Genomic DNA, 25,209 nt, shown 5'->3' with positions numbered 1-25,209 from the left:
TTATAACTATGAAAGCGTTATTACAGCACTGTTTATTGGGTATTGGCTTACTCTCCCTCTCTTTTTTCTCTTATGCAGATAGACAAATCGTAGACCAAATTGGTCGCACCGTTACCATTCCAGATAAAGTAGAAAGAACGGTAGTTTTACAACATCAAACCCTCAATTTATTAGTTCAGCTTGATGCAACAGATAAAATTGTTGGCGTGATGTCTAATTGGAAGCAACAACTTGGTGATGGATATGCACAATTAGCACCATCGCTAGAGAAAACACCTAAAGTCGGTGATCTCACCAGTTTTGATGCAGAGAGTTTAGTCAAACTGCAACCTCAAGTTGTCTTTGTCACCAATTATGCCCCTAAAGAGATGATTGATAAGATTTCTGCATTGGGTATTCCTGTTGTTGCAATTTCATTGCGTAAAGAGAGTAACGACGATAAATCAAAGCTTAATCCAACATTACAAAACGAAGAACAGGCTTATAACGAAGGGCTAAAAGAAGGTATTTTATTGATTGGTGATATCGTCAATAAATCAGAAAATGCACAAGCATTAGTTAACGATACCTTTAAACAACGTGAGCAGGTTAGCCAGCGCTTACAAGATATTCCTAAATCGCAACGAGTCCGTGCCTATATGGCCAATCCTGATTTAACCACTTATGGCTCAGGAAAATACACGGGACTTATGATGGAACATGCAGGCGCCTTTAATGTTGCCTCATCAACCGTCAAAGGCTATAAACAAGTTTCTTTAGAGCAAGTTATTGCATGGGATCCAGAAGTTATTTTTATTCAAGACAGATACCCTCAAGTTGTTGATGAAATCAAACAAGATGCACGTTGGCAAGTGATTAGTGCGGTTAAAAACAATCGCATTTATTTAATGCCTGAATATGCAAAAGCGTGGGGTTATCCAATGCCAGAAGCCATGGCAATCGGTGAATTGTGGATGGCAAAAAAACTCTATCCTGAAAAATTTAGTGATATCGATATGCAAAAAGCAGCTAATGATTGGTATCAAAAATTCTATCGTACTCAATATCAAGGAAAAGAGTAAGATATAACACCATGATATTTTCCCTTTTTGCAGCAGGTAGCTTAAAAACCACACTACCTGCTTTTATTGAGCATTATAAGCAGAAAACAGGCGAAAAATGGGCGCTTACATTTGGACCCGCTGGACTTTTGCGTCAACGAATTGAACAAGGGGAAACCTGTCATTTATTTCTTTCTGCTGATGAAAATAATGCTCAACAATTAATCAAGAAAGGCTTTGCACTGCAATATGCCCCTTTTATTGCCAATCAGCTTTGCATTACCGCTCGTCGTAACGGTGTAAATGAAGAAGATAACTGGCTTAGTATATTATCAAATACCGCATTAAAATTAGCGATATCCACACCAAAAGCAGATCCATCAGGGGATTACAGTTGGCAACTTTTTAATAATATTGCACAAATTAATCCAGAGTTAAGTCAGGCATTAAAAATGCGAGCACTTTCTTTGGTTGGAGGTAAGCATTCACTTACTATCCCTCAAGGTAGAATGGCTGCTCATTACTTAATTACAACACATCAAGCTGATGCCTTTATTGGCTACCAGCACTATCAAGCACAACTCAGTCAATTTCCTGAATTAAAGATATTCGGTATTCCAAAGCCTTTTAATGTTACCGCGCACTATTGTGCAACACTTATTCATTCTCAGGCGTATAGTTTATATCAGGAGATATTATCTCCTTATGCTAAAGCGTATTTTATTAAAGCTGGATTTTTACCGCTAAGTTAGGTTTCCTTCTTAGCGGTAAGTAATCTTATGTTACATCGCTATTTTTGGGCGTCATTGACAATGATAGCGTTAGCACCTGCTTTTGCTTCATCTAATGCGTGTTTTATCGTATCAGCGTGAGCAAGTACAACACCTAAACGGCGAGAACCCGCAATTTCAGGCTTGGCGAAAAGGCGAATTTGACGATCCGCCTTCAATGCTTTTTCAATACCAGAATACACAATATTCGTACTATAAAGCTCAGGTAAAATAACCGCTGATGCACAAGGGCCTAATTGGCGAATTCCACCAATGGGATAACCTAAAAAAGCACGAACATGAAGCGCAAACTCTGATAAGTCTTGAGAAATTAGTGTCACCAATCCAGTATCATGAGGGCGAGGTGAGACTTCATTAAAAAATACCTCATCACCTTGAACAAACAACTCAACACCAAATAAACCATAGCCCCCTAAGTTCTCAACCACTTTACTCGCAATATGCTGTGCTTTAGCAAGCGCGATGTCACTCATCTTTTGAGGTTGCCATGATTCACGGTAATCCCCTTTTTCTTGTCGATGACCAATAGGGGCACAAAAATGGGTACCATCAACAGCGTGAATAGTCAGTAACGTGATCTCAAAATCAAACGGGATCATTTTTTCAACGATAACGCGTCCTTTTCCTGCTCTCCCGCCCTCTTGCGAGTAAGTCCAAGCTTGAGCTAAATCATTTTCATTACGAATAACACTTTGCCCTTTTCCAGATGAACTCATGACAGGTTTTACAATACAAGGGAAGCCTATTTCTAGAGCAGCTTTTTTAAAGCTCACTTCATCATCAACAAATTGATAGTTCGATGTAGGTAAATGCAGTGTTTCCGAGGCTAAACGACGAATACCTTCTCTATCCATAGTTAGCTTTACAGCACGGGCACAAGGAACAACTTTTTGCCCCGCTTGTTCTAATTCAACCAGTAACGTTGTTGCAATAGCCTCAATTTCAGGAACGATAAAATCAGGTCGCTCTTGTTCAATAACTTGCTTTAACGCATCGCTATCCAACATATTTACAACATAATGACGATGAGCAATATGCATAGCTGGAGCATTGATATAGCGATCAACGGCAATCACTTCAATTCCCAAGCGTTGGCATTCTATCGCGACTTCTTTGCCTAATTCACCGGCACCTAATAACATCACTTTTGTTGCACTTGCTGTAAGAGCCGTACCCAGCACTGTCATTTTTTATCCTCACCATTAATAAAAATCACAATCACGCAAACGATTGCCTTTCATATAGCATAGCGGATTTAGCTTGATAGAAAAATAGCCAGACAAAAAAATAATCAGACAGATAAATAAAACAATTACATTGTTTGGCTACGCTTTCCTTTTTGAATTTTTAGATAATTAAGGCGTTTTCGGATAAGTGCTAAGATACAGCATAAAAGTCCTAACCAAATCAGTGAGAAACTCACGCCTTTTACTTCATCAAAAGCTTCGTGGAATAAGAAAACAGCCAGTAAAAATTGAATGGTAGGTTCAATGTATTGCGCTAATCCTATCACGGTTAACGTGGTTCGTTTGACTGCAGCAGTAAAGAATAATAACGGCAAGATAGTCACTGGAGCTGTTAAGATATAATAAAAACGAGTCAAATTATCAGCCGAAGGTAATGCACTTTTATCGGTAACAACCAACCAAATCGTAGCGCCTATTGCTAATGGCATTAACCAAAGAGTTTCCATAAATAAAGACGTGATCACATCAAAACGAATAAACTTACGAATTAATCCATATACAGCAAATGCACCGCCCATCATTATAGCCAATACAGGTAATTCACCGTACATCCACAATTGATAGCCCACACCAGCACAAATTAAAGCAACAGCCCATTTTTCTGCTGAATTAAGCTTTTCTTTAAGAAATATGACGCCTAATAAAATTGAGAAAAGCGGATTAATAAAATACCCCAAGCTCGCTTCTAATACTTGTTGATGTGTTAATGCATAGGTAAATGTACACCAAGAAACGGCCATAGCCATTGAGCTAAATAGACACATAAAAATAGAGCGCTTATCTTGTAAAACAGCGCGCCATCGTGTCCTATTTTTAATAAAGAGTCGTACGAGTAATAAAAGAGGGATAGACCAGATCAAACGCTGAGCCAACATTTCTAACGGCTGCGCTCCCGGTAACAGCCGATAAAACAGAGGAGTAATTCCCCAAAGAATATAAGAAAAAATGGCTAATACCGCGCCCGATTGAGCCCACATTTAATGTTCCATCAATAAAAGTCGATAAGATTTAATATCATACACTTAAAACCGACAGAACAATATGATCAGCATCGCTGATTGATTGATTAAACATCAGTACAACAGCATAGATGAGATAAAAAAATCTCCACAAATAACCACTCCGAGAAAAGTCGTTATAAATGGAGAATAGGAAAATCCATTAAGGGAAAACCGTGGTAAAAACCACAACCAGAAAAAATGGGTAAGTTGTTAGAAAATCTCCCTAACATGTAAAGGCGGTTGCTGCTGAACAAAATCATGTAATTTTTTACGACTTGGTGCCGCGGCTATTGCCCCCTTTTTAGTGGTGGCTAAAGCGCCACAAGCAGCTGCTTGCGTCACTATTTTTGATAGATATGGTTCATCTTCAGCAAAACCATATTCAGCAAGCGCAGCTAACAAGCCTGACATAAAGGCATCGCCAGCACCGGTTGTATCAATACATTCAACGATAAAGGCACTAAATGCGACTTGGGTATTTGGCGTTAAAACTAAACAACCTTTAGAGCCTTGGGTGATCACTTTTAAACGAGCGGGATAATCTTCTAATTTTTTAAGTGCATTATTCAATGTCACTTCTTGTGTCATCCACGTAAGCTCATCTTCGGATAATTTTAATATGTCTGCTTTATGCGCATAATTATCAATAACTTCGCGCATTTCTTCATGATCACGCCACATTTGAGGTCGTAAATTAATATCAAAACTCAGTAGTGAACCGCTTTCTTTAATATTTTTGATTGCACAATCTAAGGTCGAGCGACAAATGGGATTCACTAATGCTAAAGAGCAAAAATGCAAAATATCTTTTTCAAACGCAGGTAAAGATTTTTCTGTTAAAAATTGATCCGCAGACTCAGCAACTAAAAAAGTAAAATCACGCTCACCATTTTCTTGTAAAGAGACAAGAACAGTACTGGTACGATGAAACTCATCAAATTCCATTGCACGAGTATCAACGCCCAGATCAAACAATGTTTTTTGCATAAAATGGCCGAACGCATCTTCACCTACACGTCCAATAAAACCACTTTGTTGACCAAGCTTAGCAACGCCAGCAGCAACATTGACTGGCGCGCCACCAGCACATGCTTCATATTGCATGTTTTGCAATGGGATCAAGTCAACAACAGCGTCACCTAAAGACCAGACTTTCATAATCTCTCCTGAAGATAAGCAATTATTTTTCTTAACTATATTCTGTTTTTATGACTATTCATAACGAATAAGTAAAGATATTGCTCGTAAATCCACACTGATAACGTTAACATAATGAGATAAGATGATAAAGTCAATCTCATGCATCGTATTTTTTTCACTCTAAATGTTATCGTTAACAACAAGAGTAATAGTGTGATTACATCTGTTCTTTACCCTTTTGTGATCTTAAAAACACACTAATAACTCTAAAATATAATAAGGATAATGATATGAAACACCGCTTAGAACAATCAACAAAAGCCCTAAATACCTTGATTGAAAAACGAGGCAATAAATTTTATCCCCAGTTTCATTTGGCAGCGCCTGCGGGTTGGTTAAATGATCCTAATGGTCTTATTTATCATGATGGTTTATATCACGCCTTTTATCAGCACCATCCTTATTCTCAAGATTGGGGACCAATGCATTGGGGACATGCCACAAGTACCGATATGATCCACTGGCAACATCAACCTATTGCGTTAGCACCAGGAGATGACTACGACAAAAGTGGTTGCTTCTCAGGATCAGCAATTAGCCATGAAGGTAAACTCTATCTTTTCTATACCGGACACAATTGGTTAGCCGCCGAAGGGGATGATAATCAAATCTATGAAGCGCAATGTGTTGCTATCAGTGAAGATGGCATTCATTTTGAGAAAAAAGGGATCGTTTTAGAACCCCCTAAAGGTTATATGCATTTTCGTGATCCTAAAGTCTGGTATCAAGACGGTAAATGGTGGATGGTTGTTGGTGCTCGTGATGAAAAAGATCAAGGACAAGTCCTACTTTTCTCTAGCGAAACCTTATTTGAGGAAGGTCAACAGTGGAACAACGATTACACTGTTTTAGGAAAAACGGATGATAAAAATGTCTATATGTGGGAGTGCCCTGATTTCTTCCCTATTAGCCAAGAAAACAAATTTGCAATCGTCTTCTCACCACAAGGAAAACGAGCCGAAGGCTATCAATATCGCAATCTCTTTCAATCAGGGGCATTAATTGGCCAGTGGTCGCCAAATCAACCTTTTAAACCACAAGGTCACTTTATTGAACTTGATAATGGCCATGACTATTATGCGCCACAATCATTTACGACACCTGATGGTCGTCGTGTTTCAATGGGATGGATGGATATGTGGAATTCGCCAATGCCTTCAAAATCTGAATTTTGGTCTGGCTGTTTTACACTCCCTCGTGAAATCACGTTTGATAAATCCAAAAATCGCTTACGCATGATCCCCGTTAAAGAAGTCGAATCATTGCGCCAAGAAAAACAGACTATCCAGCCATTAACACTCAGTAATCAATCTATCGAGCTAATAAATAATACTGCCGCTATCGAACTCGACTTAACGTTATCTTTAGACAGTCATGCTGAAAAATTTGGCTTATGGCTAGGTGAAGGGCTTGAGCTATTTGTTGATAATCAATCACATCGTTTAGTTCTTAACCGCCATTATCCTCAGCACAATATGAGTGGAGCTAGAAGTATTCCATTACCTGAAGGTTGTGAATTGAATTTACGTATTTTCATTGATCGTTCATCAATTGAAGTCTTTGTAAATAAAGGCGAATTCACCTTTAGCAGCCGATATTATGCTCAACAAAATACTCAAACTTTACGTCTTTTTGCCATGAATGGCGATGCAACACTGATTAATGGTCAATATTGGCTGCTAAATAGTATTTACTGATATTGAGAAGGTAAGTAAGACGTGAGTCTTTAAATAGACTCACGTTCAACTAATTGACAAGGTACGTGTACGGTATCTCTATGGTTTCGTTCTTGAATAATATGCAACGTCGCCTCTTTACCTAATTCATAATGAGGCAGTTGTACCGTTGTTAATGGTGGATAAAACAATTCTCCCGTACCAATCATATTATCGTATCCCAAAACAGCCACTTGCTCTGGAATACGTAACCCCATAGAAAGTAAAACTTGGTAAGCGAGAAAAGCGATACGGTCATTACCACAAATGAGAATATCAAAGTCAGCCTTTTGATGAACACAATGCTTTTTCAATATTTCAATCACATCACGGTAGTGTTCATCTCCAAACATCATCGTATATTGTTGTAGATCCGCCAATGGTAGCCCAGCCTCTTGCCAAGCATCTTCAACGGCTTTACGACGAATAGGACCTGCAACAGACTCTTCAGGTATATAAAAGCACAAAGGACGGCGATACCCTTTCTCGATGACTTTTTTCATCCCAAAATACTGTCCATGATAATCATCGGGAATATAAGTTGGAAAAGCGTGCGTTTTATCTAAACAGTTTGCTAACACTAAATTCTTATCGAGCAACTTTTCATGTACGGTGATTTCACGCAACCCCATCGTGGTATAAATAATACCATCTGGACGTTGAGCCAAAAGTTGCCAAATGGCATTTTCATAACAATCTTGTGCAGTCAAATTAACAACAAATGAACTCCAACCAAATTCTCTTGCGGTTTGTTCTATCGATAAAATCATTTCCACAGAAAACGGTGTCGTTGCGGTATCAATTGCCAGAACACCAATTGATGATACTTTTGTTCCTTGACCACGAATTTTTCGTGCAGAATAATCTGGAACATAGTTAAGTTGATCAATCGCATTTTGGACTTGTTTCAGTGTTTCTGGTTTTAATAACTCAGGGTTATTAATCGCTCTTGAGACTGTCATCAAAGAAACGGATGCAAGTCGAGCTACATCTTTCAGTGACGCCATAGCATTGGCTCGGTTGGTTTATTAAAAAGGGTCAGTAGAAATAAAGTGCTATTTTACAAGAAGTAAAGCCAAAAAGCCACAAAGGGAATTGTATTGTAACTAAATGCGACTATTAATTACTTCATAAAAAAACACCTAAATATATTATTTTTTTACTTATTAAGTGAGTTTAATATAGTTAAAATCACTTACGATAAAAAACTTAGTTACAATTAATAATAGTTATCTCATCCTTTCATTATAGAAATAAATTATTCTTATCTATAAAATACAAATATTGAAACAAAACAAAGTTCTGATATTTTATCTATAATATAATACAGAAGTATTAATCATTTTTAATTTGATATATTCTGAATATGGCTCCGTTGCGTGAATGTTACCCTACATAAAAAACTTATAAATTAGTCAAATTTCGTTACTCATTCACTTTTAGTGTAAGAGCAGAGTAAAACCAGGAGCAACATATGGAATCAATAATCCACTTAATCACTTTTGAAGATGACAGTACAAAAGTTCAACTTAAAGCCGTTCTTTCTTCTTTAGCGGCTAATGTGAAAACCTATTCAAATGAGCAGGCTTTCTTGAAATACTATTTTTCATCAACAAAAGGAGCTCATAAAGAGTGCATCATAATTAATACAAAGAGTAGTGCAGCACCATCAATTGCACTGATTAAAGAACTCAACAAATTGAAAAACATCATCCCTGTTATTATTATTTCTGGGGATAGTTCCATTGAGAGTTGTCGTAACGCATTTAAATCAGGGGCTTTCGAATATTTAACTCGCCCTCTAAATGTGAATGAACTTCTTAATATTGTCTCGGAATCTTTCCTACATTATGAAAGTGAAGTTGAGCAATTCCGAACATATATATCTCTAAAAGATAAATTTGGTAAGTTATCTAATAGAGAAAAAGAGGTTATGGAGATGATCCTTGACGGAAATACGAGCAAAGAAGCGGCAGAAAAACTTTCGTTATCGCCTCGTACAGTTGAAGTGCATCGTTCAAATATGTATACGAAATTGAAAATAAGATCACTACCACAATTAGTTCAAGAGTATGATTTCTTTAAGAAATATGACTTAAGAGCAAACTGATTTACAATGTGATTTCTATTTATCAATGGGTTGTATTATCTTACTATATAACGATATGACCTGTTTAATTTTCATTATATTTTATTAATGAGAGAAAGCTGTACTTCTAAAAATATTCTATTTTGGATGAATTACACCTAATATGGGAATAATTAATACGCTAGACACCATTCTACGATAGAAAGGGCGGCAACTTATTTTGATGCCACCCTTTCATTAGTGTTCGTTTAATTTCAATTTAAAACATTTGTATATTTTATTTTCATAATCGCTATTATTAATAACTATTATCATTGTTTTTTATTAGTAATAGCAATATAAGAATAAATGAAGTCCTTCATTTGATATAAATCATTTTTTACTTATTATAAAGATGAGTATTCTCATTTCTAATTTCTCATTTCCTTTATTCTTATTTTACGAAGAAAATTATTAATGAGTAAAAAATAATACAAAAGAAATTCCCGTCTCTTTTTTTTATGCCCATTTAAAGACTGGTTATGCGTTTTGATTTTCGATTTAAACAAAAAATTCCTTATAAGAAAATTCTAATCGAAGTGTTTTAATTGTGATTATTTAAACAGTAAAATAAGAAATAATAATAAGTATTTCCTTTTATACTCCCTTTTACTTAAGAAATTTATTCTCTTTATAGTTTAATTAATGTAATACATCATTTACCATTTCTACTTAATAACAATCAAATAAAGAGCATCATTAAATGATCACATTGTGTAAGTATAATGCACTAGCCCTAAATAAGTATTAACACCTAGAAAAACAAATGATTATTAATAATTTATTTATAGTCTTAATAAGAGCAAAAAAAGAAGGAATTAATCTGCATAAAAAAATATAAGATAAACTTATACGTTTATTCTTATTTTCACTTTGAGTAAATGCCCTTATGCTATACCCTCCTAACTCGCTTTTTACAAAGAAAAATGAACACTCAAGATAAAAACCGTCGCCCGATAAAAGCAAGACAAACAAACTGGGCTACAAAGTGCAGCCGCTACTTACAACAAAAAGGGGCAACGCCTAACGGCATTTCTGTGTTTAGTGTCATATTTGCATTACTTGCAGGCTTATCACTCTTTTGTGCCCTCTTCTACACATCTGGACTATTACGCTCAATTTTACTGCTCCTTGGCGCTATCATGATCCAAGGCCGCCTCATTTGTAATTTACTAGATGGTATGGTTGCCGTCGAAGGAGGCATGAAAAGTCCAGTAGGTGCTGTTTATAATGAATTACCAGACAGAATTGCTGATACTTTAATTATTTTAGGTGTCGGTTATGGGCTATCTTCTGACTTTTCTATGGCCATTACGTTGAGCTGGGTGTGCGCTTTTTTTGCAGTAATGACCGCTTATGTTCGTGTATTAGGTGGCGCTTGTGGACTAGATCAACAATTTACAGGCCCCATGGCAAAACAACACCGAATGGCGTTATTAACCTCTGTTGCTGTTATTGCTGCATTTATTCCTAATCTTTGGGGAATATGGCTCTTTTTGATTTCATTATGGATTATTATTTTAGGTTCAATGCTGACCACAATTTTCAGAACCCGTCGAATTTTACGGGATTTAGCACAAGGTGTCTGATTAATGAAAAATGGAAAACTTGCTTTAGATGCAAAAGTGGTATCATCCGTTTTAGTCTCTATTTGTCGATTCCTAACAGGTATTCGCGCTAAACAAACTTCTCCTATTGCAAAAGATATTCCTTGTATTTATTACGCTAACCATTCTAGTCATCTTGATGGCTTAGTTATTTGGTCTTGTCTTTCACCCAATATTCGCCCTTATGTTCATCCCGTTGCCGCTGAAGATTATTGGAACAAAAACCGCTTACGCCGTTATTTATCTCATCGTATCTTTAGAGCTATTCTTATTCCTCGTCATGCCGCCAAAATGAATTTTCCACAAGAGGAAAATTCTTGCGGAGAAAGCGCAGAGCAACTTGCTAATGACGCTGCATCATCAGCACCAAATAAAGCCAATGCACTTGCTCTGATGCAAGAAATTTTAGACCAAGGGGATTCTTTAATTATTTTTCCTGAAGGTACTCGAGGTAATGGCGAATCTATTCAAGATTTTAAAACAGGTCTTTGGCATCTTTCTCGTAAAAATCCGAATGTTCAATTAGTCCCTATTTATCTGGAAAACTTAAACAGAGTTCTTCCCAAAGGCTCTCGCTTAGTTGTTCCTGTTATTTGCAGTGCAATTTTTGGTGCCCCTATTGAAGCCACTCATGAACATGAAAGTAAACAAGAGTTTCTAGTAAGAGCAAAAAGTGCGTTAGAGGAGCTACACAATGGAACGTATTAATAACGAAGTCCTCTGGATCTTTATCGGACTCTTCTCTTTCTTAATTATCGCCAGCATTATTGGTGCTATTTTAGCAGCAGTAAAAGGCCCTACATCCACCATCACCAATCTTAATTCAAGGATCAATGCGTGGTGGGTGATGTGTATTATTGCAGGTGTTGCAATAGGGATTGGAGCAATAGGTTCTGTCGTCCTATTTGCTATTATCTCATGGCTTGCATTACGTGAACTTATTACCTTAACACCCACACATCGTGGCGACCATGAAGCTCTGTTCTGGTGTTTCTTCGTTATATTGCCTATCCAATACATTCTTGTTGGTGTGCAATGGTACAACTTAATGGCAGTATTTATTCCCGTTTACGCCTTTCTATTAATACCAACACGTATGGCACTTTCAGGTGACACTCGCCACTTCTTAGAACGTATGGCAAAAGTGCAATGGAGCGTAATGATAGCAATTTATTGCCTAAGTTATGCACCCGCACTTTTAATGTTGCCAATTGAAGGTTTCGAAGGCCGTAATATCAATTTACTGCTCTTTTTAATGATAGTGGTGCAAGTTTCTGACGTACTTCAATATGTGTTTGGTAAATTATTTGGCAAACATCCTATCGTGCCTAAATTAAGTCCAAATAAAACAGTGGAAGGCTTTTTTGGTGGCATTATCTCTGCCAGCCTTATTGGCATGATGTTGTGGTGGGCAACGCCTTTCTCATGGTGGGCTGCATTTTTACTCTCTTTAGTAATCACATTGGCAGGTTTTGCCGGTGGTTTATGTATGTCTGCAATCAAAAGAGATAGCGGAGTAAAAGATTTTGGCACGATGATCGAAGGTCATGGTGGCATGATGGATAGAATGGATTCGCTCTGTTTTGCAGCCCCTATTTTCTTCCACGTTATTCGCTATTTTTACGTTTAGTTTTACTCTGTTTAATCAAAAGCAAACTAACCTATATAAACTAAAGTGCCGATATTAAAACTATCGGCATTTTTATATTCCCTGTTTTACTTATGCTAATTTAATATCATAAATTAACTATCATTATATAAATTAAACATTTGTTTTAATTTTGGATTAAAAGTCAATATATTATATTTTACATATAAATCAAATAATTAAATAAAATTATTGCGCATAAAGAGGTCTGCTTTCTCTACTTTTTTATTTATAGTGATAGCTTAGAAAGCTGCTATCTTTTACCCTAACGCTCCTTTTCTTTCTAGATTATTTATCATTATGATCACTTGGCTACTCCTTGCTTTTTCTTTATTACTTTTGGGTTTTAATCGCACTCTTGCACTTATTACACTTGCATTTACGGCAGTTAGCGCATTTATAACTGGCGTTATTACATGGCAAACTTTGCCCATTATTTTTGGTATTCTGCTATTAGCATTTGCTTATTCACGTTATAAAACACAACCACTGCTACGCGGGATCATCATTCTTGCGCTTATCATCATTGCCAGCGGGTTAGCCTTTCACCTTATTCCTGGTTTTAACAATTTACGTTACCTTTCACACACCGCTATAGGGATAAAAAGCGCCCCTTTTTCATTTTATTTCAATGCTGACAAAGCATTATTACCTTTTATTTTTCTGATCTTTATTCCTACGCTTTTTGTCTGCACTCCATTAAAAGAAGCAAATAAATTACAGTGGGCAATGCTAATTATTGCCATTCCTGCACTGTTATTAATCGCCGTAAAACTAGGGGGATTAGCAATTGAATTGCATTTACCATCGTGGTTACCTGCATTTATTCTCGCGAACCTCTTTTTTGTCTCACTCGCTGAAGAAGCATTATTTAGAGGTGTTATTCAGCAAACATTATCACGCTATCTTCCCCCTTATATTGCACTATTAATAGCAGCCACTATCTTTGGTTTAGCACATTTCGCAGGCGGAGTATTGTTAGTTGTTTTTGCTTCACTCGCGGGGATTATTTATGGGTTAGCTTGGATGTGGAGTGGTCGGCTCTGGGTTTCAACGCTATTTCACTTTGCACTTAATCTGACTCACCTGCTCTTTTTTACTTACCCATTTAAAATAGCCTGATTGATTTTTTTCTTATCGGCTCGAAGGATTTTTTATCCTAACTTTCACCACCTTTTACTGATATCTTAACTTCATCAGTAAAAGGATGTGTGAAACGTGAAAGCACTCACACAAATAGAATACAGATATTCTTATTGCGCCCATTATCCGATGAAAATTTTGTTAGTATGCTTTATCGCTTATCTATAAATAATCAAAACTTCATTCGGTACACAATAACAAGCTCAAAATAATAACATCCATTAATACGATAAGAAGTTGCCTCACTTTACGGTATAGACCTTAGAAAAAATAGGTAAGCTTTGCTCTGTTTTCTTTTTTTTAGTTCAGCATTATCTGCTGAAAATTTGCCTCTTTCGCCATCAGGACAAAAATATGTTAGATCAAGAAATGATCCGCACTTTTATACAGGTCGCCGACTGCCAAAGTTTTACCAAAGCAGCCGATATGCTTCATAAAACATCAGCGGCAATTAGTTACCGTATAAAAACATTAGAAGAAAATATTGGTACCCAACTTTTTAATCGCACCACAAGAACCGTTACACTCACACCGGCAGGCGAATATCTATTAGAAAAATGTCGTCAATGGATTGTATGGCTAGAATCAATGCCTATAGAACTTCAACAAATGAACGCAGGTGTCGAACATCAGGTCAATATTGTGATTAATAATCTTCTTTATGATCGCACCGCTGTTGCCAGTATGTTGGCTTGTCTTCATCAACGTTTTCCTTCTACCCAATTTCATATTACTCGCCAAGTCTATATGGGTGTTTGGGATGCACTTATTAATGAAGATTACCATTTTGCTATCGGTGTTACGGGTAATGAATCCCTTAAGAATAATATTAACATTTGTGCGATGGGCGAAATTCAATGGCAATTTGTTGTCGCGCCGAATCATCCTTTAGCCAATATCAGTGGTGTATTAAGTGATGATCAAATGCGTATGTATTCTGCTGTAAACGTCGAAGATACGTCTCGCCATCTTTCTAAACGTACTGCATGGCGCTTATCGGGTCAGCACGAGATCCGTGTACCTGATTTACACACAAAATTAGCCTGTCATTTAAAAGGCGTGGGAATAGGATTTTTGCCATTAAGTTTATGCAAACCACTTATTGATAGCGGACAGTTAATTGCGAAAGAAGTAAAAAATCGTCGTCATAACTCTCCTCTTTCATTGGCATGGTGTGAAGATAAAAAAGGCGCAGTAGTCAGTTATTTAGTGGAGTTGTTTAAGCAAAATCACCCGAGTGTGCAATCGTTTTACGATCCTTTAAATTAAAAAGGCAAACCGAAGTTTGCCCTTTTACTGTATATTCAGTGACTATCTGAATAGCGTACTATGCTTTTGCTTCTTCATTATTGTTGTTGCTTTCTTTAATAAAGAGGCTTGCCACAATACCGATACAAATCAGAATAGCTGCAAAGTAGAAACCTGAGTCCATGCTACCTGTTTTGTCTGATAGGAAACCAGTTAATGTTGGTGCAAAAACAGAACCCAGCATACCGATACAGTTATAAACACCAAATGATGTACCTAGTGCATGTCGCGGTGAGTTATCAGCAACCACAGCAACAAGTACTGGGTTTGTGCTGATTTTACCGACAATGCCGTAAAGGATCAGCGCGCCAATTAACACAGGCATTGATTCTGACATTGGCACAGCAAGAATAGCGACTAATGACAGCGGTAACATGATCAATAATACAGGTTTACGGCGACCAATTTTATCTGAAACCCAGCTAAAAATAAGTGAACCAGGAATAGCAAACCACGGCATTAATGATGCGATAGTTGAAATTTGTGTCCCAGTAATTCCACGCTCAGTTTCTAAGTAATACGGTAACCACGTTACTAAGACAAAGAAGCCATAGATTGAACAGAAGATGGTGACATACGCAAGGTTGATATTGCGATTACCAAATAAATCTTTAAATGTCAGTTTAACTTTTTGTTTTGGTGCGCCATTTTCTGCCGCAGGTTGTGCTTTTGGCTTATCTTTGATGATCCATAACATAACCAAACCAATAATAATAATTGGCACACCAATGATATAGAACGGAGCACGCCAGCTCATTCCCATCTCACCAACAGAAATACTTGAGATGTAGTAACCAATAGACAAACCAAATGCCATACCACTATTGATAATCGCACTACCTAATGTAATACGATGTTTTGGTATCGCTTCTGAGGATAGACCATACTGAGGGCCATAATAGAAACCTTGGAATATCCCCACCATGACCCATGCAAACATAAAGGTCACGTAAGTTGGCATCATACCCGCAATAATGGTGAATCCACCGAAGAGAACAACACCTGTTACTAATACTTTTTTCTTACCTAAATAGTCACCAATCATGCCTGATGGAATATTTAGTGCAGTATATCCGATAAAGAAAATACTCATGATGGAGCCAAGTTGAGCTTTAGACAGATCAAACTCAGCACCAATATTTACCATTAAAGGGCCAACAATAGCACGGCTACCATACAGCGCAATCCAACCAAAGAAGAAGATAATGGTCAGTTTAACCCAATAAGGGACTTTGCCTTTCTCATTCACTTGTGCATCGTTCATAATGACGCTCCTGAAAGCATTTTTATTAAGACTGATAAATTAAAGTGCCAGACTGACCTTCAATAACTTGTTGAATATTTTGTAATGCACCAATATGAGCTTGTTGCCCTGTTGCATTAACAAAATCACTCACTGCCATGATTTTTGGTCCCATTGCGCCATCAGCGACAGCCATTGGTGCAAGTTCTTCTGGTGTTGCTTCACGAATTGCAGCTTGTTCTGGTGTACCCCAATTTTTATAAATAGCATCTGCCTCTGTTAAAATAACAAAGTGCTCTGCATTTAATTCACGAGAAATTAAAGCCGCCGTTAAATCTTTATCAATAACAGCTTCACTACCAATAAATTCATTATTTGAATTGTTGACTGGAATACCGCCACCGCCACCACAAATAACAATATGACCTTTATCTAATAAAAGTCTTACTGCTTCGATATCAATAATCTTTTTCGGTGTTGGTGATGGCACAACACGACGATAATATTTACCGTCTTGTTTAAATGTCCATTGATACTTCGCAATTAACTCTTCTTTAGCAGCTTCATCATAAATAGGGCCAATAAATTTACTTGGATCGTTAAATGCTTCATCATTAATATCAACGGAAACTCGAGTCATTACCGTTGTAATAGCTTGTTCAGGGTGATTTTGATTAATTTTCTGCATCATCATATAACCAATCATACCTTGGCTTTCTGCGACTAAGATATCCAATGGATATGCAGGAACATCTTGATATGCAAGGTTTTGAAGTGCAAGCAATCCAACTTGAGGCCCATTACCGTGTACTAATACAACACGATACTCTTTAGCTAATTTATTAATTGTCTCTGACATCAATTCAATATTTTTATATTGATTTTCAGCAGACAAAACTTCCCCGCGTTGCAATAATGCATTTCCGCCTAAAGCAATAACAATTGTTTTCATAATTATCCGTATCCGAATGTTTATATAAATTCTTTTATTAAAAAATATTAATCAATATGCTGTTGTTGTTTTTTAGTTTGGTAACCAATCCATAAGCCCAGTAATGTATCTGCACCAGAATGATGACCAATAGAGAGTATTTCCAACATATCCTTAAAAATAATCTCTTTATTCTTTATTTTTTTACCTAGTTGAATGAGATAGGTAGAAAATATTCCCTGTGTGGCATATTCCAAATAATGCTTACTGACAATGGTGGTCAATTCAGATAAAGGCGGTGTGTTATTAAAAAAATTATTAAGTTTATTTTCTGGCTCTGCTAAATAATGTGCAAATAGCATCCCCACCAGCATATCATCTGAACTTGGCGTTAATCCGGGGCCTTTTCCTGTAAAAATAGCCCAGTTAACCGCATTGCCTAATAGCTGGTTATGAAATAGCTTAGTTAGTAATCTAATTTCACTGAGTTGCGCGATTTGACGGTAATTTTTCAATGAGCCGTATAACCCCGTTGCAATCGAGGGAGATAACAGAGAAAAAAAACTTTCTAACCAACGTAAATCTAAATTCGCTTTATCTTGTAAGCGCAAATTCTCACTTTGACCTGCGATCAATGTGAGTTTATTTGCGAGTATCGCTTGATGATTTTTAAGACTCATCACAATCGAGGGATGGCACTGTTTGGCAAAATAATCAAAATCATCTTGTTTTAGTAACCATCCCATCGGGCTTAATCCTTTTCCTTCACGATGAAAAGTCATTAAGCGTTGTTGAGGGCAAATGAAATTCAAAGCATGGTCATAAATGCCCACACATTTAATCTCACCTTCAAAGTCAGTGATATGCTGGCTGGTTTGAAGTGCTTGAATTTGCATAATGCCCCCTTTATTGCTATTGCTGCACTTTGTCGTTAAAAAACGAGATTAAGCGTCGATGCCTAGCTCTTCAGCAAGTGCAACAATTGCTTTTTCAAAGCAACCTAAAGGTGCGCGTACAGTACCAGCACCAATCTGACCAACACCCGGCTCTTTATGTGCAATCCCTGTGTTAATCAGTGGCGTGATCCCTGTTTCAACTACGCGACGAGCATCTAAACCTAAACATGCACCTTGGAAATCCCAAGTTGGAATTTGCAACATCATGTTGCGTGCAAGATAGATCTCAGCCATTTCTTCAGTCACTTCACGCGCCGCATCCATACCACCTGATGCCCCAACAAAGCGTGTTACACCAGGAGCGGCAACCATTGCTGCGCCACCAATACCGAAGGTTTCAGTGATTGCACTATCACCGATATCTGGATTCGCATCTGCTTGACTAAAGCCTGAGAAGAACAGACCTTGTGGTGTATTTACTGGAGCGGTAAACCATTGGTCACCCATTCCGCTGATTTTGATACCAAAGTTGCTGCCATTACGTGTCATTACAGTGACGATAGTACCTTGCTTGATTTGAGCACCCGCATCCATCGCAGCCTTACAGTAAGCCATTGCTAAGTTCAGGAAGAATTGGTCTGTAATGCTCAGGAATTTAGTTACTTTTGTGATTTCAGCTTCTTCGAAATCTAAAGTGCCTAGTACTGGTGCAAGCTGGCGCAGTAACAGTGCAGATGCGGCGATGTTACGTTGGTGGAATTCATCACCCATCGTAATTGCTTGTCCCATAATTGCCGTCAGATCGATACCGTTTTCAAACGTTGCAATCGCTGCTTTTAATACTGGCGCCAAGCTATTTTGCATCCAATGTAAACGCTCTTGCACATCTGGACCGTAAGCACCAAAGCGCATCACTTTACCGATACCTTCGTTCATGTTGCAGTAAGCGTAGTTACCATGAATGTGGTTTTTGATAACCAGCATTGGCATATGAGCAGAAGTAATACCGCCCATTGGGCCTACTGCATTCACGTTATGGCAAGGAATAAACTCAATTTCACCGGCTTCTAACATTGCCAATGCTTGTTCTTCAGTTTCTGCCCAACCTTCAAATAAAGAAGCACCGATACATGCACCGCGAACAGGGCCACTCATTTCCCCCCAAGTTACTGGTGGACCTGCGTGAAGTAATTTTTTACCTGTCTCTAAAGCAGGAACAACTTCTTTTGCTAAGCTAACATCACACCAGTGAGGACGGGCTTCACGGATACGTTCGATAACTGCTTCATTCGCTTGTTCGATAGTTGAGTACATATCTGCAATTCCTTATTTCAATTTCTTTAATATTTCAGCCAGTTTTTTATTGCCACCTGCGACAGGTGCCCACTGATAATGAACAACGGGGGTGCCACTTGATTGCAGATCGTCTGCAAAGCTACGTAATCCTGCGTTGATCACAGAGATCCCGTTAAGCAGTGGCGACACTTCAGCATGTGCTTCTGCTGGATGAGGCTGGATTAATTCTTTGGCTAATAAAACGGCTTCTGGCAACGTATCCATCACAATAATGCCCGCTTCTTTTAGCTGTTTTTGCTGTTCGCTACGGTTTTGTGGATCGTCTTCAGTACCCGTGATAGTTGCGATAGTGATCAGTGGATTTGCTTCGCCACGTTTCTCATTCAGTTTTTTGATTTCCTGAATTAACGCGCCAGCTGGATCTTGAGTTGCGCCATAACCAATAACAAAATCAACCAGTAACACGCCCGCTTCAGTTTTATTACTTAGCTCACTGATAAATTTGTTACGTGTAGATGGGTCAATCATTGGGTGTGGTTTACCCTGTGTATAGAAGTCATCACCCATATCGATAATTTTGTGACCATCAGCATCTAGCATCGTGCCTTGTTTATGCTCGTTATCGACTTCAACATTGAGTTTTTCAGATAACAACATGGCGCACTCAGCCGCTAACGTACCACCGGCATAAAGACCAATGATTTTCTTACCTGCTACTTTTGGTAATTCCGCGGCAATATCTTCAACACGAGCTAATTCAGCCGCAATACGTGCAGTTTCATCTAAAGTGCGAGTGAAATAGATATTGTCGTCTTGGAATTTCTCAGGTTTTGTTCCTAAGAATTGAGCCACAATCGGTTTGTTATGGCGTTTCATTTCAGCAATGATTTTTTGGCGAACAGCTGGCGCTGGTGGCTTAGAAACAAAAGCAATAACTCGAGTATTAGGATCAGCAGCCAGCATATTGATAGCTGTTATTGCACTGATGCCACCAATTTGCTCAGTTAAATCACGCCCACCTAAACCAATGGAGTGAGAAATACCTTGGCGCTGTAAAACAATCTGTGAGGTGATTTCTTGAATACCAGTACCTGATGCGCCCACAATACCTATTGAACCTTTAGGTGCAATATTCGCGAAAGCAAGAGGAGCACCCGCAATATTCGCAGTACCACAGTCAGGCCCCATCACAATCAGACCTTTTGCAGCTGCTTTTTCTTTTAATGCTTTTTCATCTGCGATAGAAACGTTGTCAGAGAACAGCATAACGTTACAGCCATCTTCTAAACCGGTATCAGCTAATTCAGCCGCATATTCCCCCGCAATAGAGATAAGTAACATATTGGCATTCGTGCTTTTTTGTTTAGCGGTACGCCAGCTACGCACTGTCGTTAATTTGTTACCACCTTTTTGACCACTGGCTATCTCTGCCAGTGCTTCCTCTAATGCCGTAGAAATCATATCGATAATGGAAGGATCGTCTGATTCCGCTTTAATCGAAACACAAATGTCATTCGGTGTGGCTTCGTTAAACATGTCGTGCCAGAAACCGGTGACATCGAGAAGAGATTTATTCGCTGGTGTTCCCATCATGACGGAAATTTCTTCCACCTCTGGGGCTTCACTTAATTTTCGGGAAATAATCATCAGGCTTACTGAATCCTGAAAGCTCCCTTTTTTAATAAAAGCATGGATCATTATGATATCCTTAACGCATTTAATATATGTAACAGCACATATCTATTTGCATTTCGTTTTTTTGATAATAAGAAGCCTATTTGCTTAAGTTATTAAGCAATATAAATAAATGTCTGATTTATTAATTTCTAATCTCTGTATATAAACATACTGAAGAAATATCGAAATGTAGAGTGACAGAAGTCACACTTACTTATTGTAAAAAATTTTTATTTAATCGAACGATATTTATTAAATAAATTATGATGAGGAAAGCTTATTAATTTAAGGATAAAACCTAAAACTTCATAGAGGAATTTAACGAATAAGAAACAATCAATGTAATACAAACTTCAAATAAAACAAAGACAACTAATTATCAAGTTACAATTTTATAACATACAACAATAAATAATTATTATCAATAAATAAAAAAGGCTATTTTCCTTTGTTAAATTTTTAAGTTAATCTTTATTTTCAATTGTATTTAATTTTATAAAAAACAAAAAAGCCTTTTATTTAATAAGGCTTTTAAAATAGAAAGAATATTTAATATATAACTTAAGTTACTGCTTAATAGCTTCAACTTGAATTTTTAATGTCATATTATCCGCCATTCCTTCTTTGACTAAAAAGTCTACGCCCCAATCTGAACGTTTAATGGTTGTTTCAAAATCTCCCCCACAAACAGGTGCATTAAATACAGGGCTTTCATAACAATTAAATTTAGTTGCTGTTAAATGAATTGGCAGTGTTTTCCCTTTCATTGTTAATAACCCATCAATAGATGTAGGCTTATTATTAGAAAAATGCCATTGTGTTGAAGAAAACTGAATTGTTAGGTATTTATCTGCATCTAAAATATCGGCACTTTTCACATGATTATCAAATGCCTTTAATCCCGTATTTAATGTTTTAACTGGAATAGAAACATTTATTTTTCCTATATTCTTTTCTGGTGAATAAGTTAAATCCCCTTCAATCTCATAAAAACCACCACTATTGGTCGAAGTGCCAAAGTGATCAATATAAAACATAGCCTTAGTGTGTGTTGGCTCAAGTTTATATTCATTTGCTTGCACTGTCGGCACAAGTAATAATGAGGATAATACGGCAGGTAAAATAAATTTCATTATTGATTCCTAATATATTTTTATAAAATAATGCCCATAAAGAAAAAGCTTTATAGGCATTTTTAAACAAAGAGAATTTAAAATTAATTAACGCTGAGAATCTAAAACTTCGTTATTTTTTAATACGTCTTGAGCTTTGCTATAACTTTCAATTAATAACTGATAAGCAGGGAAAATCTGAGTATACGCTTGCGCCCATTCAGCGGCATCAGCACGATTCCATGTTTTTTGAATTTCAGAAGCAACCGCTGCGGTGTCCATCGGTACTACACCCGCTTGAACAATACGAGCTAAGGTAATTTCTTCAGCCATTTTACTGTAAGTACCTGATGCATCAATCACTGCAAAGACTTGATAACCTTCAGCAACCGCACTAATTGCAGGGAATGCCATACAAACACTCGTAATAGTACCCGCGATAATTAATTGCTTTTTACCTGTTGCTTTAACAGCTTCAACAAACTCAGGATTATCCCAAGCGTTAATTTCACCTTTACGTGCAATATATTTTGCATGAGGTGCATTTTGATGAATTTCAGGAATTAATGGACCATTAGGGCCTTGTGGTACAGAAGCAGTTGTAATAACAGGCATATTAGCTAATGTTGCCATTTTCGCTAATACTGAAGCGCGTGCTCGTAATTCAGTCATTGGCATATCACCTACGGTTTGAAATAAACCACTTTGGTGATCAATTAATAACATAACAGCATCTTCTGGATTAATTACAGGGCGTTGACCATTAAAATTTGCTGGAGTGCTCATTTGTTTATTCCTTTTAATTAATAAAGTTGATTATTAACATGATTGAAGAAAAATATTAGAGAAAAATATTAGAGAAAAATATTAGGGAAAAATATTTTTATATCGTTTCTCTTCTGCTGTAATAAACAATAGTCAATTAATTAAAAGCTCGGTAGTAGCAATTCTGATAAACACTATTCTAAAAATAGAACACTGAAACATTTTATTATTGTTCTATTTTTAGGATGATGAAATCTAATTTTGATACTACTTAAATATATTAGTCGTTCTAAAATAGCACCTATAGACATTTTATAGGAACATTTTATGAAAAAGATCATAGGTATTTATAAAGCACCTCGTCAACATTGGGTTGGTGATGGTTTTCATGTTCGCTCACTCTTTAGTTATGGTAATCATGGTAAATATTTAAACCCATTTTTACTTTTAGATAGAGCTGGCCCTACTGATTTTCCTGCATCTCAAGGACATAATCGTGGTGTCGGTGAACACCCTCACCGCGGATTTGAAACGGTCACTATCGTTTATAAAGGTGAAGTTGCACACCATGATTCCACTGGAGAAGGTGGCGTAATCGGTCCAGGTGATGTGCAGTGGATGACCGCTGCTTCAGGTATTTTACATCAAGAATATCATTCTGATGCATTTACTAAAGAAGGCGGTGTGTTAGATATGGTGCAGTTGTGGGTTAACCTTCCATCTGAGGCTAAATCAGCACCTGCTGGCTATCAGTTATTAAAAGAAAGCGCGATCCCTGTACTTCCTTTGGCAGATAACGCGGGTCAATTGCGCGTTATTGCTGGGAATTATCATGATACAGATGGCGCAGCAAAAACCTTTTCACCTGTAGATGTGTGGGATCTCCAATTAAAAAGCACAAAATCAGTGACGCTGCCGACCAAGAAAGATCGCTATGTTGGCTTAGTCGTTCTACACGGTAGTGTTTATCTTGATAATCAGACCCAATTACAAACAGGTGATTTGGTTATTTTAGATAATGAAGGTGGTACTGTTAATCTTGAAGCGATTGAAGATGATGCTATCGTCTTATATCTCAGTGGTGAGCCTATTAATGAGCCTGTTGTAGGTTATGGTCCTTTTGTGATGAATAGCGAAGCACAAATCAGACAGGCCATTGATGATTTTAACCAAGGTAAATTTGGTCGTATTCCTAATGAGTAACACTTTTTTAAATACGGTATAAAGCAATAAACATTCAAACGGCTCCCTTTAATATTCGGAGCCGTTTTTATATTGTTCTACTCTTTCAATGGCGACATATTATCAGCAAGGTATTCCAGCAACACCTGAATAGCAGGTAATAACCCTTTTCTTGACGGATAAACTGCATGAATAACATCTTTAGGAAAACGCCAATTTGGCAACACTTCAATTAGCGTGCCGTCTTGTAATTCTTTTTCAACCACACTCAGTGGTAATCGCGCTATTCCTAATCCTTTTAATGTTGCTTTATAAAGCGTAATAACATCTGTTGTCGCTAATTTCGGCGTTACGTGTTGTGTGGAAACCGTACCATTTTCATGAGTCAACGTAAGTGTGTATTGTTGTGAGTGTTCGCTATTTGCCAAAATAGGATAATCTGCAAGTTGTTCTGGTGAATCAGGAAGCTCTTGCCCTTCAAATAACAGGGGACTGGCAACTAGAACACGTCGAGAATAGCCTAGAATTTTCATTGTTAAACCTGAATCATCTAGCGGTAATGCTCTTACTCGTAAAGCTAAATCAAGGCCTTCACTAATTACATCAACAGGTCGATTAATGGCTAAGATCTGAATATTAATATCTGGATATTTTTCCATAAAATCGACCAAAATATCTTGAATATAAATTTGTAATAATGCGACAGGACACGAGAGTTTAATGGTGCCATGTGGGTGCCCTTGTACCGAATAAATAATTTCTTCCGCTATTTCAGCTTCTGCAACCACATTTTTACACTGCTGATAAAATGTCTGCCCGATTTTAGTGACATGAAATTGACGTGTAGAACGATAAATCAAAGAGACATTGAGTTTCTGTTCCAAATCAGCGATACGACGACTTAGTTTAGATTTAGGTATACCTAATGTTTCTGCCGCTTGAGAAAAACCGCCAAACTCAACGACTTTCACAAAATAGTAGAGATCATTTAAATCGTACTTCATTGTGTATCACCTATTAGGTTATTTTCAATATTTAGCTGAATTGTTTCAGATCTCGATATTATGGCAAAAAATAATTGTAAATATTATTTACCATTATTCAGCTATTGTTAATGACATTATAATCACATAGGTTAATAAAATAAAGGCGACCGAGAATAGTAACACAATCCGTTATAATCTTATTAATTTAATATTATAAATGTGATATGAGATAAAATTACATACCATAATTATATTTTATTTCCACCTATCATTGAATTTAGTTTTTATTATTA

The 25,209-nt window shown here is 37.1% G+C and carries 22 protein-coding genes; 10 read left to right on the top strand and 12 right to left on the bottom strand.

The genetic code is table 11. The annotated features are described in order from the left end of the window. The first annotated feature begins 8 nt into the window (after positions 1 to 8). Positions 9 to 1,061: an ABC transporter substrate-binding protein gene (locus tag JEP36_RS13255; RefSeq protein ID WP_232797520.1), complete on the top strand. Its 1,053-nt coding sequence runs from the start codon at positions 9 to 11 to the stop codon at positions 1,059 to 1,061. Between the two features lie 11 nt (positions 1,062 to 1,072). Beyond that, positions 1,073 to 1,792, top strand: a complete 720-nt coding sequence (locus JEP36_RS13250) for a substrate-binding domain-containing protein (protein ID WP_198630331.1) — start codon at positions 1,073 to 1,075, stop codon at positions 1,790 to 1,792. 38 nt (positions 1,793 to 1,830) lie between these two features. Here JEP36_RS13250 and purT read toward each other — a convergent pair whose 3' ends face one another. From purT to JEP36_RS13235, 3 genes are all read right to left on the bottom strand, one after another. Further along, positions 1,831 to 3,018 carry a formate-dependent phosphoribosylglycinamide formyltransferase gene (gene purT, locus JEP36_RS13245; protein ID WP_198625896.1) on the bottom strand — a complete coding sequence of 396 codons (1,188 nt, stop codon included), beginning with the start codon at positions 3,016 to 3,018 and terminating at the stop codon, positions 1,831 to 1,833. A 125-nt stretch (positions 3,019 to 3,143) separates the two neighbouring features. Further along, the gene (rarD, locus tag JEP36_RS13240) at positions 3,144 to 4,055 is read right to left on the bottom strand and encodes an EamA family transporter RarD (protein WP_109371375.1); all 912 of its coding nucleotides are present in this window, start codon (positions 4,053 to 4,055) and stop codon (positions 3,144 to 3,146) included. A gap of 234 nt (positions 4,056 to 4,289) precedes the next feature. Further along, positions 4,290 to 5,237 (bottom strand): aminoimidazole riboside kinase, encoded by a 948-nt coding sequence (locus JEP36_RS13235; RefSeq protein WP_109371377.1) that lies wholly within the window; start codon positions 5,235 to 5,237, stop codon positions 4,290 to 4,292. A gap of 272 nt (positions 5,238 to 5,509) precedes the next feature. Here JEP36_RS13235 and JEP36_RS13230 point away from each other — a divergent pair, with 272 nt between their 5' ends. After that, positions 5,510 to 6,976 (top strand): glycoside hydrolase family 32 protein, encoded by a 1,467-nt coding sequence (locus JEP36_RS13230; protein WP_198630330.1) that lies wholly within the window; start codon positions 5,510 to 5,512, stop codon positions 6,974 to 6,976. Positions 6,977 to 7,005: 29 nt separating this feature from the next. On the opposite strand, the gene JEP36_RS13225 is transcribed toward JEP36_RS13230, so the two are convergent. Next, positions 7,006 to 8,001: a LacI family DNA-binding transcriptional regulator gene (locus JEP36_RS13225; RefSeq protein WP_196533975.1), complete on the bottom strand. Its 996-nt coding sequence runs from the start codon at positions 7,999 to 8,001 to the stop codon at positions 7,006 to 7,008. A 467-nt stretch (positions 8,002 to 8,468) separates the two neighbouring features. Between JEP36_RS13225 and JEP36_RS13220 the strand changes: the two genes are divergently transcribed. The 6 genes from JEP36_RS13220 to allS all read left to right on the top strand — a co-directional run bounded on the left by JEP36_RS13220 (position 8,469) and on the right by allS (position 14,789). Next, a complete protein-coding gene (locus tag JEP36_RS13220) occupies positions 8,469 to 9,104 on the top strand; it encodes a response regulator transcription factor (RefSeq protein ID WP_109371383.1) in 636 nt (211 codons plus the stop codon). Positions 9,105 to 10,048: 944 nt separating this feature from the next. Further along, positions 10,049 to 10,711 (top strand): CDP-alcohol phosphatidyltransferase family protein, encoded by a 663-nt coding sequence (locus tag JEP36_RS13215; RefSeq protein ID WP_198625900.1) that lies wholly within the window; start codon positions 10,049 to 10,051, stop codon positions 10,709 to 10,711. A 3-nt stretch (positions 10,712 to 10,714) separates the two neighbouring features. Then, positions 10,715 to 11,437 (top strand): lysophospholipid acyltransferase family protein, encoded by a 723-nt coding sequence (locus JEP36_RS13210; RefSeq protein ID WP_198620859.1) that lies wholly within the window; start codon positions 10,715 to 10,717, stop codon positions 11,435 to 11,437. Then, the gene (locus tag JEP36_RS13205; protein WP_198620860.1) at positions 11,424 to 12,359 is read left to right on the top strand and encodes a phosphatidate cytidylyltransferase; all 936 of its coding nucleotides are present in this window, start codon (positions 11,424 to 11,426) and stop codon (positions 12,357 to 12,359) included. Before JEP36_RS13210 ends, JEP36_RS13205 begins: the two co-directional genes overlap by 14 nt. 318 nt (positions 12,360 to 12,677) lie before the next feature. Further along, positions 12,678 to 13,499 carry a CPBP family intramembrane glutamic endopeptidase gene (locus JEP36_RS13200; RefSeq protein ID WP_196533972.1) on the top strand — a complete coding sequence of 274 codons (822 nt, stop codon included), beginning with the start codon at positions 12,678 to 12,680 and terminating at the stop codon, positions 13,497 to 13,499. Positions 13,500 to 13,874: 375 nt separating this feature from the next. Beyond that, positions 13,875 to 14,789: an HTH-type transcriptional activator AllS gene (allS, locus tag JEP36_RS13195; RefSeq protein WP_198620862.1), complete on the top strand. Its 915-nt coding sequence runs from the start codon at positions 13,875 to 13,877 to the stop codon at positions 14,787 to 14,789. A gap of 58 nt (positions 14,790 to 14,847) precedes the next feature. Here the strand turns inward: allS and JEP36_RS13190 are convergent, their stop codons facing one another. The 7 genes from JEP36_RS13190 to JEP36_RS13160 form a co-directional block, all read right to left on the bottom strand. Continuing rightward, positions 14,848 to 16,092: an MFS transporter gene (locus JEP36_RS13190; protein ID WP_196533970.1), complete on the bottom strand. Its 1,245-nt coding sequence runs from the start codon at positions 16,090 to 16,092 to the stop codon at positions 14,848 to 14,850. Positions 16,093 to 16,117: 25 nt separating this feature from the next. Beyond that, the gene (locus JEP36_RS13185) at positions 16,118 to 17,023 is read right to left on the bottom strand and encodes a carbamate kinase (protein WP_160230627.1); all 906 of its coding nucleotides are present in this window, start codon (positions 17,021 to 17,023) and stop codon (positions 16,118 to 16,120) included. Positions 17,024 to 17,070: 47 nt separating this feature from the next. After that, positions 17,071 to 17,898 carry a DUF2877 domain-containing protein gene (locus tag JEP36_RS13180; RefSeq protein ID WP_198625901.1) on the bottom strand — a complete coding sequence of 276 codons (828 nt, stop codon included), beginning with the start codon at positions 17,896 to 17,898 and terminating at the stop codon, positions 17,071 to 17,073. Between the two features lie 48 nt (positions 17,899 to 17,946). After that, positions 17,947 to 19,212 carry a DUF1116 domain-containing protein gene (locus JEP36_RS13175; RefSeq protein ID WP_100160111.1) on the bottom strand — a complete coding sequence of 422 codons (1,266 nt, stop codon included), beginning with the start codon at positions 19,210 to 19,212 and terminating at the stop codon, positions 17,947 to 17,949. 12 nt (positions 19,213 to 19,224) lie between these two features. Continuing rightward, positions 19,225 to 20,892 carry an acyl-CoA synthetase FdrA gene (locus JEP36_RS13170; RefSeq protein ID WP_198625903.1) on the bottom strand — a complete coding sequence of 556 codons (1,668 nt, stop codon included), beginning with the start codon at positions 20,890 to 20,892 and terminating at the stop codon, positions 19,225 to 19,227. A 545-nt stretch (positions 20,893 to 21,437) separates the two neighbouring features. Continuing rightward, positions 21,438 to 22,007, bottom strand: coding sequence for a YceI family protein (locus JEP36_RS13165; protein WP_409339554.1), 570 nt, complete (start codon positions 22,005 to 22,007; stop codon positions 21,438 to 21,440). 84 nt (positions 22,008 to 22,091) lie between these two features. After that, positions 22,092 to 22,769, bottom strand: coding sequence for a hydrolase (locus tag JEP36_RS13160; protein ID WP_023582649.1), 678 nt, complete (start codon positions 22,767 to 22,769; stop codon positions 22,092 to 22,094). Between the two features lie 306 nt (positions 22,770 to 23,075). Between JEP36_RS13160 and JEP36_RS13155 the strand changes: the two genes are divergently transcribed. Then, positions 23,076 to 23,951, top strand: coding sequence for a pirin family protein (locus JEP36_RS13155; RefSeq protein ID WP_109371408.1), 876 nt, complete (start codon positions 23,076 to 23,078; stop codon positions 23,949 to 23,951). A 77-nt stretch (positions 23,952 to 24,028) separates the two neighbouring features. Here JEP36_RS13155 and JEP36_RS13150 read toward each other — a convergent pair whose 3' ends face one another. Continuing rightward, entirely contained in the window at positions 24,029 to 24,934 is a 906-nt protein-coding gene (locus JEP36_RS13150) for a LysR substrate-binding domain-containing protein (RefSeq protein WP_198620866.1), read from the bottom strand. Between the last annotated feature and the right edge of the window lie 275 nt (positions 24,935 to 25,209).

The organism is Proteus sp. PR00208, from assembly GCF_016238545.1.
GTDB lineage: Bacteria > Pseudomonadota > Gammaproteobacteria > Enterobacterales > Enterobacteriaceae > Proteus.
The sequence above is the reverse complement of the archived record's forward strand: the minus strand, read 5'-3'. Positions and strand labels throughout refer to the sequence as shown.

What these genes read in the sequence shown, in the direction of transcription:
- JEP36_RS13255 (WP_232797520.1), top strand. Translation starts at nt 9, where the DNA reads ATGAAAGCGTTATTACAGCACTGTTTATTGGGTATTGGCTTACTCTCC.
- JEP36_RS13155 (WP_109371408.1), top strand. Translation starts at nt 23,076, where the DNA reads ATGAAAAAGATCATAGGTATTTATAAAGCACCTCGTCAACATTGGGTT.
- JEP36_RS13200 (WP_196533972.1), top strand. Translation starts at nt 12,678, where the DNA reads ATGATCACTTGGCTACTCCTTGCTTTTTCTTTATTACTTTTGGGTTTT.
- JEP36_RS13170 (WP_198625903.1), bottom strand. Translation starts at nt 20,892, where the DNA reads ATGATCCATGCTTTTATTAAAAAAGGGAGCTTTCAGGATTCAGTAAGC.
- JEP36_RS13185 (WP_160230627.1), bottom strand. Translation starts at nt 17,023, where the DNA reads ATGAAAACAATTGTTATTGCTTTAGGCGGAAATGCATTATTGCAACGC.
- JEP36_RS13205 (WP_198620860.1), top strand. Translation starts at nt 11,424, where the DNA reads ATGGAACGTATTAATAACGAAGTCCTCTGGATCTTTATCGGACTCTTC.
- JEP36_RS13210 (WP_198620859.1), top strand. Translation starts at nt 10,715, where the DNA reads ATGAAAAATGGAAAACTTGCTTTAGATGCAAAAGTGGTATCATCCGTT.
- JEP36_RS13215 (WP_198625900.1), top strand. Translation starts at nt 10,049, where the DNA reads ATGAACACTCAAGATAAAAACCGTCGCCCGATAAAAGCAAGACAAACA.
- JEP36_RS13150 (WP_198620866.1), bottom strand. Translation starts at nt 24,934, where the DNA reads ATGAAGTACGATTTAAATGATCTCTACTATTTTGTGAAAGTCGTTGAG.
- rarD (WP_109371375.1), bottom strand. Translation starts at nt 4,055, where the DNA reads ATGTGGGCTCAATCGGGCGCGGTATTAGCCATTTTTTCTTATATTCTT.
- JEP36_RS13250 (WP_198630331.1), top strand. Translation starts at nt 1,073, where the DNA reads ATGATATTTTCCCTTTTTGCAGCAGGTAGCTTAAAAACCACACTACCT.
- JEP36_RS13180 (WP_198625901.1), bottom strand. Translation starts at nt 17,898, where the DNA reads ATGCAAATTCAAGCACTTCAAACCAGCCAGCATATCACTGACTTTGAA.
- JEP36_RS13220 (WP_109371383.1), top strand. Translation starts at nt 8,469, where the DNA reads ATGGAATCAATAATCCACTTAATCACTTTTGAAGATGACAGTACAAAA.
- purT (WP_198625896.1), bottom strand. Translation starts at nt 3,018, where the DNA reads ATGACAGTGCTGGGTACGGCTCTTACAGCAAGTGCAACAAAAGTGATG.
- JEP36_RS13235 (WP_109371377.1), bottom strand. Translation starts at nt 5,237, where the DNA reads ATGAAAGTCTGGTCTTTAGGTGACGCTGTTGTTGACTTGATCCCATTG.
- JEP36_RS13230 (WP_198630330.1), top strand. Translation starts at nt 5,510, where the DNA reads ATGAAACACCGCTTAGAACAATCAACAAAAGCCCTAAATACCTTGATT.
- allS (WP_198620862.1), top strand. Translation starts at nt 13,875, where the DNA reads ATGTTAGATCAAGAAATGATCCGCACTTTTATACAGGTCGCCGACTGC.
- JEP36_RS13190 (WP_196533970.1), bottom strand. Translation starts at nt 16,092, where the DNA reads ATGAACGATGCACAAGTGAATGAGAAAGGCAAAGTCCCTTATTGGGTT.
- JEP36_RS13160 (WP_023582649.1), bottom strand. Translation starts at nt 22,769, where the DNA reads ATGAGCACTCCAGCAAATTTTAATGGTCAACGCCCTGTAATTAATCCA.
- JEP36_RS13175 (WP_100160111.1), bottom strand. Translation starts at nt 19,212, where the DNA reads ATGTACTCAACTATCGAACAAGCGAATGAAGCAGTTATCGAACGTATC.
- JEP36_RS13225 (WP_196533975.1), bottom strand. Translation starts at nt 8,001, where the DNA reads ATGGCGTCACTGAAAGATGTAGCTCGACTTGCATCCGTTTCTTTGATG.